This is a genomic window from Actinoplanes sp. NPDC051343 (assembly GCF_044455125.1).
Classification (GTDB): Bacteria; Actinomycetota; Actinomycetes; order Mycobacteriales; family Micromonosporaceae; genus Actinoplanes.
Genome location: NZ_JBITEL010000022.1, coordinates 80341 through 95613 on the forward strand (window position 1 = coordinate 80341; position 15273 = coordinate 95613).

5 protein-coding genes (1 of these 5 only partly in view) are annotated in these 15273 nt (G+C 70.6%); all 5 read left to right on the forward strand.

Going from position 1 to position 15273, the window contains the following annotated elements; genetic code table 11:
- Positions 1–8114, forward strand: the 3' portion of a protein-coding gene (locus tag ACIA5C_RS45035; protein ID WP_396066767.1) for a hypothetical protein. It extends 22441 nt beyond the left edge of the window; the window shows 8114 of its 30555 coding nt (coding positions 22442–30555); its start codon lies beyond the left edge, outside the window; it ends in the stop codon at positions 8112–8114.
- A gap of 17 nt (positions 8115–8131) precedes the next feature.
- The gene (locus ACIA5C_RS45040; protein WP_396066769.1) at positions 8132–8461 is read left to right on the forward strand and encodes a hypothetical protein; all 330 of its coding nucleotides are present in this window, start codon (positions 8132–8134) and stop codon (positions 8459–8461) included.
- A 113-nt stretch (positions 8462–8574) separates the two neighbouring features.
- Positions 8575–9558 carry a hypothetical protein gene (locus ACIA5C_RS45045; RefSeq protein WP_396066771.1) on the forward strand — a complete coding sequence of 328 codons (984 nt, stop codon included), beginning with the start codon at positions 8575–8577 and terminating at the stop codon, positions 9556–9558.
- A gap of 289 nt (positions 9559–9847) precedes the next feature.
- On the forward strand, positions 9848–11584 hold the full coding sequence (locus ACIA5C_RS45050) for a hypothetical protein (RefSeq protein WP_396066773.1): 1737 nt from the start codon (positions 9848–9850) through the stop codon (positions 11582–11584).
- Entirely contained in the window at positions 11581–14850 is a 3270-nt protein-coding gene (locus ACIA5C_RS45055) for an AAA family ATPase (protein WP_396066775.1), read from the forward strand. Before ACIA5C_RS45050 ends, ACIA5C_RS45055 begins: the two co-directional genes overlap by 4 nt.
- Positions 14851–15273 lie beyond the last annotated feature (423 nt).

The window sequence follows — 15273 nt, forward strand, 5'->3', positions numbered from 1 at the left end:
ACGGGCTGCCCGACCCAGATGCCGGCTGGGCGGCGACGGTCGACTTCCTGACCTCCGACCCGACGCTGCGCAGCCTGGTCCGCTCGGTGACCGACCGCCGGCTGGTGGCTCCGGATCTTCCGGGCGGCCTAGCCCGGGCCGAGGTCGTGTCGCTGCCCCGGTACGCGAGCCGCAGGCTTGGCCTGGGCGACCTGCCGCCGTCCGAGGAGCCCGGCGGTCGGTGGCACGGCACCGAGCTGGCCCGGCCGGCGGCGATCGTGCGACCCGAACTGTCGGCCGGCCTGCCCGTGACTGCCCGGCTGCCATGGACGCCGGCGCCTCGAACCACCCGTGAAACAGCTCGCCCGGCACCCGCCGTCCGCCGGCGCGATGACGGAGCGCTCGTCGAAATCCACGCCGATCGCGATCACGTACGGCTCTTCACAGTGGCGCCCGTGCGAGGCACAAGCGGCACCTCCAGTTCGGCGGTCGCGGTGCTCGGGCTCAACCAGTGGAACGCCGACGCCGTACGCGACAGCGTGGAGACCGGACGCGACGCCGGCGACATGATCACTGTCACCGCGAACCCGAGCACCGCCATGCTGCTGCTCGGCCTGTCGGTCGCCGTGGGCAGCGTGCCGATGGAAGTCCGTTCCTTTCTGGTGCCGGAAACCCACTACGAGGCGCTGCTGACCGCCGCCGACGCCGGCGTCGGGGCCACCGCGACGAAGGAGAACGGAACGGTCCTCCTCCGCCCGGTCGGCCTGGGCCGCCTTGCGTCCGCGATGGCCACCGATTCCATCCGCACGTATCGCTCCGGCGCCGGGGCGCCCGGGCCGGCCGGGCACTCTGGGGGGGTTCGCGACCTCGACACGCTCATTGAGGACATGACACCCGAGGAGTGGGCGGAGGTCTCCGCGTTCGATTCCCGTAAAGATTTGCGCGAGCAATTCCTTCGTGAGGCCATGACCCTCCAGGCGGCGCTCGAGAACATCAACCGCGGTCTGCCGCACGTCCTCGACGTCGTGTCCCTACGGCTGCTGGGACCGGGCCGGACCGCCCGGGACCTTCAGATGCACCTCGATAATCTGCACGGTGACGACGAGGCGGCCCGGCTCACCCTTGTCGACCGGCAAATCCACCGAGTTCTCGGCCTCGCCCGAGCGCTTGCTCGACATGCCGCCGACAGCGGCGCGAAATCCCAGGAGCCCTCGGCGCGGGCTGGCGCCTACCGAGAGCTCGGCGGGGAATGGGACCGGATCCTCGACGGCCCGCGCCCGGAGCGACTCGGGACCGACCTGGTCGATGCCGCCAGCGCCATGCTGCCCGGGCGGATGGGCGCCCTGACGCCGCTGGCCCGCGACCGACTCACCTTGGGCCTGGATCGTCTGGTGGGGCGGATGTCCGGCCACCCGGCTGCACTAGACGTGGCCCTACGCACGGAAATCCTGCACCCGCTCGACGGCCCGGCGGCGAACGCGGCCTATCGGAACGAAACGCAGGCTCAAATGGCCGCGGCGGCCAACGCGCTGCTGTCGATCGAAGACCGGGACAGCGACGCGCTGCGGGCGGAGCTCGCGGCCCGCTCCTGGCAAATCGCGCGGCCACTGCTGCCGGTATCGTCCGACACCCCGCGCGACGTTATCGGCGTTGGCGCCGCGATCGTGCTGCTGGCCGCCGTACGGGCGCCGCAATCCATGGCCCTGGCGGCCCTCGCCGAGCTCAACCACGACCAGTGGCACCGGCAGTACGCCGATGACAGGATCCGGCTGGAGCACTCCGCTGCCGCTATATCGAATGCGCTCGATGCCGCGATCGGCGGCGCGGTCGAGCGGGCGGCCCGGCTTGCGGCGGAAACACTGGCACCGTCGGCCGCGGTGTATCTGCGAACCGGCGCCGGGCGGCTGGCCGCCGATCCCGCCGCTGCGGCGGCCGCCTTCTGGACGCCGGAATGGGACCGCCCGCTGGGCGCCGTCGGCGGCGGGCGTATCGACGCCATCGCCGCGGCCGCTCTCACCGAGCAGGGCCTAAGTCAACTCCCGCCGGTCGCGCCCGGTACGGTTCTACGCGCGTCCCTGCACGGTGACGAGATATTCCGGGTCCTCCGAGACGGTGGACTACGCCCGCGGCTGCCCCTGCCGGTGGTTCTGGGAGCGCAGGCCGGAGATGGCGTCCATAACATCGAGATCCGGCACCCTGACGCCCGTCAACTCGCTGAGGGCCGCGGCGTGCTGCCCCGACCGGGGACGCTCCGGCTGACCGCGGTGACGACCACGTTGCCCGCGCATCAGACGCCGGAATTACTGCTGGAGCATACGTCCGACGCGACGGCGCCGGCGGCGCCGGTGTCGCTGTGGACGGTGCCGCAACGGCTGATCGGCGCCACGTCGTCGATCGCCGATCCAGCTGCGTTGTTCGCGGTGACCCGGTGGCTGGTCGGTCAGGTCTATCGCGCGGGCCGGGACGACATCGTCCGGGCGTTGTTCAACCGCCGTCCCCCGGCTCTTCCCGGCCGGAGGCCTGTCCGGACCGACACGGTGCACCTCACACTCACGATGCGGACCCCAGACGTCGATGTCGATGGATTGGCGGCACCGGCGCTACGGAACCTGGTCGACCGGATCCGGCTTGGACTGGAGTTCCGTCTCGGCACCGTGCTCACGAGATGGGCGAGCGAACACCGTGTCGCCTCGCCGCAGGTCGTCGTCCACACGTCCCTGCTGCATGATCCGGTCGGTCGAGAGATGCTGGAGGTCGCATTCCGCGACTGGGGACCGGCCCAGGGGCGTGTGGCACGGCCCGTGCGATCGGCACGCAGGGTCGAGGTCATCTCGCTTGTCGCCGCCGCGAGCCCCGCCGGGTACATGTTGGACGGCGCAGGAAACGCGCAGATTGCCGCGCTCGCCGGTGTTCTTGCCCAGCGGACGGATACCATCCCGGCTGACAGTCGAATCAAGATCCGTGCCCAGGTGCGGGTAACCCCTCGTCAGAAGGCAGATGAGGAAGAGTCGCACGCACTGGGCAGGCTCGTTGAGGATGTCCTTTGGAGGCGGCTGGCCCAGCACCTTCTCCTGCGCCTTCGCGGCGATCTAGACCGGTCGGAGGCCGTCAAAAGTCGGTACGAGATCGTCAGTGAAATCAGGCCGCCGCACCGGTCGGCTGGCCGGGCCGCGCCGACGGTGAAGGTCGTCCTGAGTGCGGTCCCCGACCTCTCCGGCGACGGGCTCCCGGCGTCCGTCGAACCGGGCCACGCGCTGCCTTACGCCGACCATCTGAATGTGTGGCGCACCGCGAACGTGTCCGTCGAGACGCCCGGCTGGTGGACGCTGGAACAGCCGGTCCGTGATCTGGCGCCGATTGTGGCTTCCCTCGGTCCCAGCGACTGGAACCGGGTCGATACCCGGCTCGGCGAGCCGCTCCATCCGTTCGGGCCGGGAGGCGCGCCCTTCGATCGGTCTTCCTCGAGGGTGAACTACCAGGTCACCCGGGCCGCAGTCGTCGACAGAGACGCCGGCGGGCGCGAGCGCACCACCACCGTGCGTATCTTCCGCCTCCGGCTTCATCTTGCCCCCGCCGCTGGCGTGTCGGACGAGGCCGTCGGACGTTTCCAGCAGGCCGCCCAGCGCTTCCTGGCCAGTCATATCAACGAACGGCTCCGGTTGCCCGGCGGCGACCAGTTCCACGTCCACATCGAGTTCGGCTCCCGCGACAAGTCCGACCACGTGATCGCGGTTCCGGCCGGCAACGAGGCGATAAGCAATATCACCTGGCCCATACACCTGCTGGACAGGGCCGAGATAGAGATCAACGCTACGGTCGGCCACGAGATCATGCATCTAATGGGTCTGAACGACGAATATGCGGTGCACGGGCGAGCCGATCTCGGCAGAAACGACTACGCCATCTTCCGTATGGCCCCCCGCGGCGATCATCCGATGCGCGTCACCCGGCGGACCGCCGCGCCCGGGTTAATGAACAATCAGTGGATAGACTCGCGAATAGCGGTCCGCTATCTGATGGGGATCTGGTCGGTCCAGCAGTCCGCCACCACACCGCCGATCGTGCGCCTCGACCGGCGCGGCGCCACCGTGGTCCGGCGGCACGTCGTCAAGGCCGCTCCCGAGGCCACCACGGTCGGCTTCCAGGCGACGATCGAGTTGCGCAACCTGCTGGCCGACGGCGTCCCCGGCGACGGGCGCCCGGTGACCGACCTGGCCCTGACCCGGCGGCTCGCCGAGGCATTGCCGGCGGTGCCCGAGCAGTTGGCCCATCGCGGCATGGCGTACCTGATCGCCGATCCGACCGCGGTGCCCGGCCTGGTCGCTTCCCTGACCGGCACCGCCTCTCAGGCGGCCCACCGGCTGCTCATCGCGAACAGCGATCTGCGGGCTCTGGAAGGTATGCACGGCAGCCTGCTCGTGCTGGCGACCGCCGACCGGACCGTAGCGATAGACCTCGGAGCGCTTCGCCCCGGTGCGGTCGCGTTGCCGGCCGACATGACGTTCGAGGTGATCGCCCGCCGGTCCCTGGGGGGCCGCGAGGTCATCCACTTGCGGGAGGGAAACCCGGCCGGCGAATGGCTGACGAACGGTGTGCACGCCGCCCTCGGCGAGCCTGATGCCCCCGGCGAGCCTGCTGCGGCCGCTCCCTCAACGAACGCGGCGGCGCTGCGCGAGCTGGTCGCCCATGCCCGCCGCTCCGGTGGCACCGGGCAATCGGTCGACGTCGCGTCCCTGGCGGATGTCGGTGATGCGGTGCGTCGCGCCGGTCCCGGTGCGCGGGGAGTTGTCATCGGCCGATCGGCCGCCTGGCAGCGGGGCCGGGTCTTCGTCGTGGCCAACGAGAACGGGACGGTCACCTACCGCGATCCGCTGCGTCCGGGCACCCTCACGACGCACGAGCCGGCGCTGCCGGAGGAACCGGCCCAACTGCTGTTCGTTGCCCTCGGGACCACCCCGGTGACTCCGCCGGGGCCGCCGGCCCAGTGGCCGGCTGAGCCGCCGTCGCTTGAACACAAGCGCACGGAGCTGTGGAGTCTCGAGCCGCAACGTCGGGACGACCTCATCGAGCGCGCTCAGATATTGCTGGGCGAAGCGGGCTACCGGCCCGAACCGGAGGACGAGGGCCAGCATGCTCTGCCCGATGTGATCGACACCGCGTACGCGCTCCGGCAGACGGGGATCGGCGAAGCGCGCAGCGTCGCGCAGCGCGTGGCGAGGCTGCAGGGCGCGGGCATCCGCGAAGCCGTACCGGCTCCGCCGGATCGCCGGCCTACGGGGCCTGCTCAGGCGGCCGAGCCGGGCGACCCCGGCATCGATCGCCGACGCCGCCGGCGGTTCGCCGTCCCACCCATCGCCATTCACCCGGCCACCGACGGATCCACCGACCAGGCCGAGGACGGCCCGGGCTCCATGGACCAGGCGCCCTCACCAACCCGCGACCAGCTCCTCGATCAGCTGAGGGCCGGGGTCCGGCCCGCCACCCGGCCCGAAGAGGACCTGTTCGGCCTACTGGCCCCCCGAGGGCGCCCAGGCTTCCTGACCGACTTCACCCCGGCCGACCTGCACAGCGATCAGCTGGCCGAGTTCTTCCGGTGGCTCGATCTCACCGAACCGCGTTGGCTCGACCGGACCACGTTCGGGCCGACCGAACTGCGCGGCGGACCCGACACGGTCCGCGTGCGGGAGACTCACGACCCCGGGGAACGGATCTGGACCGGGCCGCGGGCCACCGGCGAGCACACCCGGCTGCCGGTCCGGCAGGAGCTGCCGCTGATCGCGCACGCGGCGTGGCTGGGCGGCCCGCGGGCCTATCAGACCACCGGGAGGCAGACGCGGCGCGGCCTCGGCCGGCTCGCGGCCCAGCTTGCCGGGCACGGGCTGCCTCTGGTCGTCTGGACCGACACCTCGCGAGCCGACTTCGCAGCCGCGTCCACCCTGCCGGAGATGCGCGACGCGTACAAGGCGGCCGAACGGGACCGTCTCGACGAGGTGCGGGACACCCTGGCCTGGGCCCAGCAGAACGGCATTCTGCTGATCAACGTCGACGAGGTGTTCCATGAGGGCGCTCCGATGCGGCTGGCCCGGGAGTTCAACATCGAGCGCAACCGGGAGAGCCCGGACGGCCTTCGCGCGGCCGGCGCAATCCTGCGGGCCGAGGTCCTGCACGCCTTCGGCGGTCTGTTCGGCGACGACCGGACCGTGCTCGGCGAACACTGGACCGACGAACTGGACGGCGCTCTGCGCGGTCCTGGCTTCGCCCTCCGCCGCGCCCCTGACGGTTCCCTGCACACGTCCGCTGCGCTGTCGGCCCGGGAGCACCCCTTCTTCGAGGAGCTTCTCGGCGAGTACGCACGACGTTACGCGGGCGCCGAGCCGGTCGTGGCATACACCGACCGGGCGACGGCCGAGGCGCAGCTCACCGATCCGCTGTACCGGGACCGGCACCAGCCCGGGCGGCTGCGCACCGGGCCGCAGGTCATCGGCGCGGTTGCTGATCGGGCGGGCCGCGGCGCAGAGCACGCTCCGCTGCTTACCCGGATCGGCCCGCGGGACGGCCGCGCCGGCACCGGACCGGACCGGGCCGGACCCGGTTATCAGGAGCAGGAGCTGCCCCGGGCGATGCAGCGCCTGGCCGCCAGCCTGATCCGCAGCCTGGACGAACGCGACGGGGACCTACACCTGACCATGGTTGAGCCGGTCATCCGGGCGCTGCCCGACCCGGCCAGCGGCTGGGCGGCGCTGGTCGAGTTCGTGCTCAGCCGACCTGAACTGGCTGAGCGGGTGCGGACGGTCACCGATGGCGTGCTGAACCTCGAAACCGACGGCCGGGCGACGGTGCGTACCGTCGCGCTGCCGGACAGCGTACGGGCGCGGCTTGGTCTTACCGAGGCCGTCGAGGGCGACGGCCAGTGGCGGGACGGTGAGCTTACCCGTCCCGTACGCATACCGGCGCCGCCAGAGGCCGTGCCGGTAACCGGCGGGGTGCGTCCCTATCGTCTCGCCCGCCCGCTGTCCGCAGTCCCGCGGCGTTTGGTACCACCGGACGTCCGGCCCGAGGTGCGCATACTGCATGTCCCACGAGACGGGCGCTGCCAGCTGTACTCGGTGGTTGCCGCCGACCCCGGGCACGTTGCGGGACGGCTGACGGCTGCGGGCATCGGCGACGCTGCGCTGCTGAGCTGGCTGGGCGACCCGGCCCGGGTGCACCGGGATACGAGCCAGTGGGAGCAGTCGTCCGAGGGGGTGCCGGGCGACGCGCCGCTGCGTCGGGCGACGGACGCGCTGCGCGACCTGGTTTCTCGCTATCTCCACGACCGCGGTGTGGCCGGCGTGCCGGGGCAGGTGCTGCGCCAGCTCCGGCTGACCGCCCTCGCGGACACGTTCGACCTGACACGGTCCGGCCTCGTCGAGCGCCTGCGCGACGCGGGCCTGGACAGGATCCGTGACCCCGAGGTATTGCCGCTCGGCGTCCTGCGGCCGGCGTACCTCGACGCTCGCGTTGACGAGCTGGTCGGGCGGGGACAGGACGAGGACGCTGCCGTCGACACAGCGATCGACGAAGTCGAGCTGCGATTGGACCCGGGCACCGGGGCGCCGACCGGGGACCTCGCCGACTCGTCGCTGACCGTACGGCAGATGTTCGACTACCTCGTTGGCCAGGGAGTGACGTTCCCAGTGGACCGCGAGGACATCCCCATCGACGTGCTGCGCGAACAGCTCTCCGCCTACCTGCTGGAGGACAACCGGGCCGCCGGGCCCGACGAGTTCGATCGGCTGCGCGCGGCGGTGCGAGATTGGGACCGCAGCTGGGCCGGACCGGTCGGCGAGACATTTGCGGTCCTGCTGGGCCACGCGCTGGGCGCGCAACTGCAGATCCACCTGGCGGGCGGCACGAAGCCGCAACCCGCCGGGCCCGAAGGCGCCCGCCACATCGAGGTGCTGCGCACCGGCGACCACTTTGACGCCGTGCTGCCTCCGACGCTGAACGACCGCACCGGCGGGGCACGGCCGCTCGGTTCGCTGCCGCACTACCTGCCGGCTGTCGGCGCTGCCCGGCTTCCGTTCGGGTCGTCCGACACCGTCGCGGCGGTGCCGCAGATCAACGACTGGCAGCGAATCTCCACCCGGCCCTGATCGCTCCGGCCGACTGGGTGGGCGAGGCGCGACAGCGCACGGACGGCACCCTCGCGGCCGCCGAGGCCCGAGTCACTCCGGGCATCACCTGGTCACGACTGTCCGACCTCCGCCACGCCTACAACGCCGTGCGCGAAGCGGGTCCCGGAACCGTCGCCTACATCCTGGTCCGCCGGCCCCCTGGGCCGGTAGTCGCGCTCGCGTTGCGAAACGAGGCCGGCCGGCCGGTGTGGGTGGAACCGTCAGGCGGCTACGAGGCCGCTCGGTTCGCCTCGGCCGCGTCGGCTTCGATGCTGGTGGTCACCGGCACCGGGGTGCTCTGGACCAGGGTGCCCGGCCAGGACTGAACATCTCCGCTCGGCAATCCGTTGCGGAAGGGAACCCTGTCCGCCCACCCTGGGGAGCCGCAAGAATGACGGAACAAGATCGTCAGCAGGACTATCACGACCTCCTGCAGCGCATGGCCGGCCGGCTACCAGACGACCTGGTCTCCGAAGCGCGCCACTGGCTCGCCGGCGGCCGTGTCGTCGACGTCGCGCAGGCGGTCGCGTTCGCTGCGCTTGCCGGGCACGTCGCCGTGCGCCGGGCCGATGCCAACCTGCTACGCGCGACACTCGACGAGGCGGGGGAAGACGCCGAGGCGATCACGGTGCTTGAGACAGCGGAGGCCGAGCCGATCCCGCCATTCGGCCTCGCGCCGGCCGGTCCGGAGGAGATCGACGAAGTTCCGTACTCCCTGGACCTGACGGTGGCGTACGACGGGCCGGGTAAGCTCGACACCGTCGACGAGGCGGCCCGGACAGCCGTCGAAGGCATCGGCACGCTCGGCCTCTGGCGATCTTGGCGCTACCCCGCGGTCGACACCCCGTGGCCGCCGCCGCGCCGGGTCTATCTCGTGCAGACCAACGAAGAACCGTGGACCGCGGCGGCCGTCGTGCAGACCGCGCTTGACGAAGCCGGCGAAGTCCATCCGCAGGTCGAAGCGTTCGCCGATCCCGGTTCCTTGCCGGTGTTCCAGCGCACCGCGCTCAGCTTCGCCGCCCTGCTATGGGCCTCCACGCCGGCTGGCCCGATGCCGGTGACGGCTGCCCCGACGGTGTTCTCCGCCGACCACTCTCTTCTCCACGACGAGGAGGCGGACCGCGCGATGGCCTATCTGGAGGCGGGCGTGCCGCTCCTGATCACACCGGAGCGCGGCCCGGACGTCGCCGCTTCGGGCGCCTCTGCCACCGTTCCGGCCGGTTTTCGCACCGACGGCAACTGGATCTGGTCCGAGGCCGTCGCGTACTACCTGGGTCGTTATCGGTTCGCCCCGGATTCCGACCTGCTGGATCATCTCCGCCGGGCCGGTCCGACCCCGCCCGCACTCGACGCGGTGACCCTTCACCGGGCACTTTCGGCCCTCTATTCGGGACTTGCCGCAGATTCCATCGGCCGGTCTTGAACCTTCCCGTCCGGAGAGCCGTCAAGGAGGTGTCCGGCACCCATGTCCCGGGCAACAAAGACGAGGAGGACCGGCACATGGTGCGGAGTTCGGAGCAGCGTCGGCGGTGAGTACGGCCAGGGTTCCCCCTCCTCGACCGCCGGTCGCTTGGACGCCCGTGATCCACCGGCCGACCAGGCGCGTGCGTCCCCCTAACGCCGCGCCCGGTCTCGGTGACACCACGGGCGTGCCGGGCGTCCGTACGGTCGCTGGATGGTCCTTCGTGGACCACCCAGGACCGCCCGTCACGGTGCTGGCCGGCCACGTCGTGGAGATTGAACTCGACGCGGCTGGCTTCCATGCCGCTGGTGCGCTGCTGACCCCGCGTGTGCTCGCCGCCCACCTGTCGGCCGGGCTGCCCGGCGACGACCGTCCGGTGATTCTCCTGCCCCGGGGGACGATACCGGCCGGCCCGGCGGCCGACCTGCTGCTTGGTGCTCTCGCCGACTCGCTGGGCCGCCCTATCGTCACCGCCGCACACGCAGCGGTCACCGCCACCGGGCTCGTGATCGCGCCGGAACCGTTTCGGCGCTGGTGGCCCCGTTCCTTGGGCGCGAGCCGGTCCCGACGCCTAGAATTGCTCGGACTGGTCCTCCCGCCACTCAGGACGGCAAGCCACCTACCGCGGTCTGCCCTGGCCCCAGGAGCGCAGTTGGAGGAATCCGCGGCATCGCAGGCCGGGCAGGACACTCATTTGGCTGAGCCGGAAGCCCCTCCTAGCTTGCCGAGGTCTCCACAGGCGGCGCCGCAACGCCTCGACGCACGCCTTGCCGTACCGGACCTGACGAAACAGACGCAGCCGCCGGCGTTGCCCATCGCTGAACCACACTGGGTGACACCGCACGAGAATCTGTCCAACGACGCACCGGCGGATACTCTCCGCGGCGGCCCCCGGCGACCAGCTTCGGGCGGCGTTCTGACTCGGGCTGAAACTGCGGCCGGCGCCGCCACCACAGCGCGCCCGTTCGCAGGCATCCGGCCGGCCGCCTCGCCTGCTGTGCTCCAGGCTCCCATCGTCGTCGGCGCCGAGGCCGCCCGCATGCTCGACAAAAGAGTGGTCTCGCCCGAAGTCATGTCCGTCCCCACAGCGCCGCGGCCCCTACCGGCCGACGAGGTCGAGCAGCAGCCGACGGCCAATGTACCCGCCGAAGTGCTCGCCGTGGCCCAGCCGCCGGCCGCCGGCCCGCAGACGGCCGATCCGCCGACCATCACCAGCAAGCGCACCGCGCTCTGGCTGACGAGCGAGGCACCGGGTACCGGGGACGACACGGTCAGCCGGGCCGAGCTCCGGCAGATCCTCGGCAGCCGGTACGACGCACACGCCCGCCTGATCACCAAAACTCTGGCCGAACAGCCCGGTCTGCGCGCGGTCGCGGGCACCGCCGACGGGATCGCGGCCGGGCTCGTCGCCGTCCGCGCATTCCTGGAAGACGAGAGCGATTTTGTCAACTGCGGGTTGCGCGGCGAGGTCGCGCCCGACGATCGCGTTCGTCTGCTGGCGCGGTACATCCACTACGGCCTGTGCCGACTGCCCACGGTGTTCGGGCCGGTGTACACAAGTACCGCCGTCGGCCCAGACCGGATCGCCGGCCTACGCCCAGGGCAGGACCTCGTCGAGCCCGCCCTCGTCGGCGCTCGCGCACGGCCCGGACCGGCGACCGAGGAGCGGGTCGAGCTCGCGATCTGGTCCACCAGCGCGCACCGGCTCGGCGAGCTCGCCGAGGACGAAGGCGCCGCGCTGTTCATACCCGGCAGCCGGTTCCGGGTGCTCGCCGTCGACGAGGCCGACGGTGCGATCCCGGCACGGCTGCTGTTGCGCGACCTGAACGGCGTCCGTCGCGACGCGGACGGAGCCGAGCGCATCGTCGCCCGGCTGCGCGACGCTCCCCGGGCGAAGTCCTGGGGCGCAGCCGGCGCCCAGACCTTCCTGCCCGGGTTCGACGACGAAGGTTACATGTACCCCGACCCGGAGAATGGAGCCGCGTGAGCAACGACCTGGTGACCGTCTCGCAGACCGATGCGGAGAGTCGGCCGACGATCGCCGCCGCGCTGGCCGACGCCACGCCGGGCGCCACCGTAGTAGTGCAGCCAGGTACCTACCGGGAGCAGCTGCGGCTGACGACTGACGTGACGATCGTCGCCGAGGACGGGCGTGGGACGGTGACGATCGACGGCGGCAGCGGCGTGGCCGTACTCGCGGCTGCCGGGACCGCGACACTGCGGGGGCTTATCCTCGCCGGCGGCAGCCCGGTGCTACCCGCCCTGCAGATCGGCCGGGGAACCTTGACATTGATCGATTCCGAGGTCGCCGGCCGTGGGGTGGTTGCCGTGCATGTGCCGGCCGGTCGGCTCGACCTCACCGACTGTGTGGTCCGCAACCCGGCCGGCGGTGGCGTACTCGTCGAGGCGGGCGGGGTGGTCGAGGTCACTGGCACCGCGGTGCGAGACATCGGCACGACCGCCGTCGCCATCGGCGGCGGCGCCGACCCGATCCTGCGGGCCTGCACCATTACGGACGTCCGCGGGGTAGGGCTGCTCGTCATCCGAGGTGGTCGTGGGCTTCTCGAGCGCTGCGATCTGAGCGGCGTGGACGGCCCGGCGGTGGCGGTCGAGGAGGACGGTGCGGTCCGACTCGCCAACGTCTTGATCCATGACACGCCCGGCCCCGGTGTGCTCGTCGCTGGTGGCCGCCCGCATCTGACCGACTGCGAGATACGGGCGACTGGGGACCATGGCATGGTCGTCAAAGGTGACGCCGATCCGGTGGTTGATCAGCTGACGATCACCGAGACCCAGGGGCACGCGTTACTTCTGCTGGATCGGGCGCAGGGCAGGTTTACCGAGATACGGGCGTCGGGCGCGGCGGCGCCGGCCACGGTGGCGGTCGGCGGCACGGCTCGCCCGGAGTTCGACGGCGTGGTGGTCGAGACCGCCGAACAGGCGGCAGTGCTCTACGACGGTGAATCCGGGGGAGTCCTCGCGGCAGCCGACGTGACCGGCGGCGGATCGGGTGTCGTCGTCGCTGGTGCGGCCGCCCCTACGGTGCATGACCTTTCCGTACGCGGCACGGCATACGGGCTGCGCTTGGCCCCCCGGACGAAGGCCGACGTCCGACGGGCCACGTTTACCGAGTGCGCGGCCACCGCGGTGCTGGTCGGCGAGGAGGCCGTGATGACTGCCAGCGAGTTAGTGATCCGCGGTGGCCAGATCGGCGTGCTGCTCGAGGACGGTGCGCGCGCAACGTTGTCCTCCGGCGCGATCAGCGAAACCACGACCGTCGGTGTTCTCGTCGGCAGGCAGGCCGAGTTCAGCGCGCTCCGCTGCCGTGTGCACGGCAACGCGTCGGGTATCCGCTTCACCGCCGGTTCGCGCGGTCGCCTCGACGGCTGTGAGGTCATCGAGAACACGCGGGACAGCCTGCTGGTGGAAACGACGGCGCCGGTAACGGTGGCCGGGGGAACGGTGAGCGGCAACGGCGGAGACGGCATCCGCCGCACGGTGCCCGACGCCAGGGTGATCCGGCACGATACGGGCCAAGAAGTGTCCTTGATGCCGTCGGCGACCGTCGGCCCAATGCTTCGCACGGGACCCCGGCAAGACAGCACGCCCGACGACGCGGCCACTCCACTACTGGCCGAACTGGACGCGTTGGCGGGTCTGGCAGCAGTCAAGCGGGAAGTCGCCACGCTGGTCGGTCTGCAGCGGGTGAGCCAGCGCCGGGCGGCCGCCGGGTTGCCGACGCCGCCGATGTCGCGTCACATGGTGTTCGCCGGTGCGCCGGGTACGGGAAAGACCACCGTCGCTCGCCTGTACGGCAGGATCCTGGCCGCGCTTGGCGTCCTACCCGCCGGCCAGCTCGTTGAGGTGTCGCGCGCCGACCTGGTGGCCGAGCACATTGGCGGTACCGCGGTGAAGACCCAGGAACGCTTCGAGGAAGCCCTCGGCGGTGTGTTGTTCATCGATGAGGCGTACACGTTGTCCCCGGTCGATGGTGGCGGCGGACACGACTTCGGTCGCGAGGCGATCGACATGCTGGTGAAGTTGATGGAGGATCAGCGCGACAAGGTCGTCGTGATCGTTGCCGGCTATTCCGCCGAGATGCGCGCGTTTCTGCAGTCCAACCCCGGGCTCGCGTCGCGATTCGCAAAGACGGTCGACTTCGAGAGCTATTCGACCGTCGAGTTGGTTGAGATCGTCGAGAAACTCTGCAGCACCCACCATTACGTCCTTGAATACGAGACGCGAGCCGCGCTCGCCGAGATTTTCGACGGCCTGCCGCGCGACGCCTCCTTCGGCAACGCCCGAGTTGCGCGTAAGACCTTCGAGGAGATGGTCGGCATGCAGGGACTGCGGCTTTCGCAGAGCGCGGACGCGACCGGTGCGCAGCTCGCCCAACTGCTCCCGCAGGACCTCGGTTTCCAACAGCGCGGCGGGAGCCAGGAGCGCAAATCCGAGGTGGACCAGCTGTTGGCCAAACTGCACAACATGATTGGGCTGGCCGGCGTCAAACGGGAGGTCTCCCAGTTGATCGACCTACTCGCCACCGTGCGGGCCCGGGTCGCCGCCGGTCTGCCCGCGCCACCGCTGTCGCGGCACCTCGTCTTCTCCGGGCCGCCCGGAACCGGTAAGACCACGGTTGCGCGTCTCTACGGTGATCTGCTCGCGGCGCTGGGCGTGCTCAACGGCGGACAAGTGGTTGAGGTGGCCCGGGCCGACTTGGTCGGCGAATACATCGGGCACACGGCGCAGCGCACCAAGGAGGCGTTCGAGCGGGCTCGGGGCGGTGTGTTGTTCATCGATGAGGCGTACGCATTGGCGGTCTCCGGGGCGCCGAACGACTTCGGTAAGGAGGCAATCGATACGCTGGTGAAGCTGATGGAGGATCATCGCGACGAGGTCGTGGTCATCGTGGCTGGCTACGAGCGGGAAATGGAGAACTTCCTGGCTGCCAACGCTGGGCTCGCCTCGCGTTTCTCCCGGCACATCCGCTTCGAGAACTATGCCGCCGACGAGCTTGTCGCGATCTTTCAACGGCTGGCCGGGTCCACGGGCTACGAGTGCCCTGGTGCGACGCTTGCGGCTCTGCGGCAGCGTTTCGAGACCGTGCGCCGCGGTCGGACATTTGGTAACGGCCGTTACGCGCGCCAGGTGCTGGATGAGTCGATAACTCGGCAGGCCGGCCGGCTGCGTACTCAGGCTGCGCCTACAGTCGAGCAATTGCGCACTCTGCTCGTCGACGATGTGTCCGGGTAACTGGCGGTGCGCGTTCGGGAATCCACGATCAACGGAAGCTGCGCGCGAAGCGATGCCCGCAAGGCACGGTGTGGCCGCCGGGCCTTGCCGGGTCTGCGGCTGGTACTGAACGGCGATGGCGTGCGAGATCCAACAGGAAAGTTTGGGGCGTCGATCAGCGTACGCATCGGGTGCATGACCAATTTTCCAACGATTGACTCGTTCACGTCCGGGACGAAATGCTGTCGGCGGCGCGTGAAAACTGGATCTGACCCACTTTTCGTGACCAGAGACTGACCCTGGCACCCGCAGATCCACTGTGTATGGTCGGCCGCCGTGCGAGTTTCTGATCTTGCTGTGATCCTGCCTCACCTGGCAGGTGTGGTTGTCGAGAAGGTCGAGCGAGTGGCGTCTGGGCTGCGGTTACGTGTGCGAGTGCGGTCT

Coding starts and splice junctions, on each gene's coding strand:
- ACIA5C_RS45045 (WP_396066771.1), top strand. CDS start 8,575: ATGGCCGGCCGGCTACCAGACGACCTGGTCTCCGAAGCGCGCCACTGG.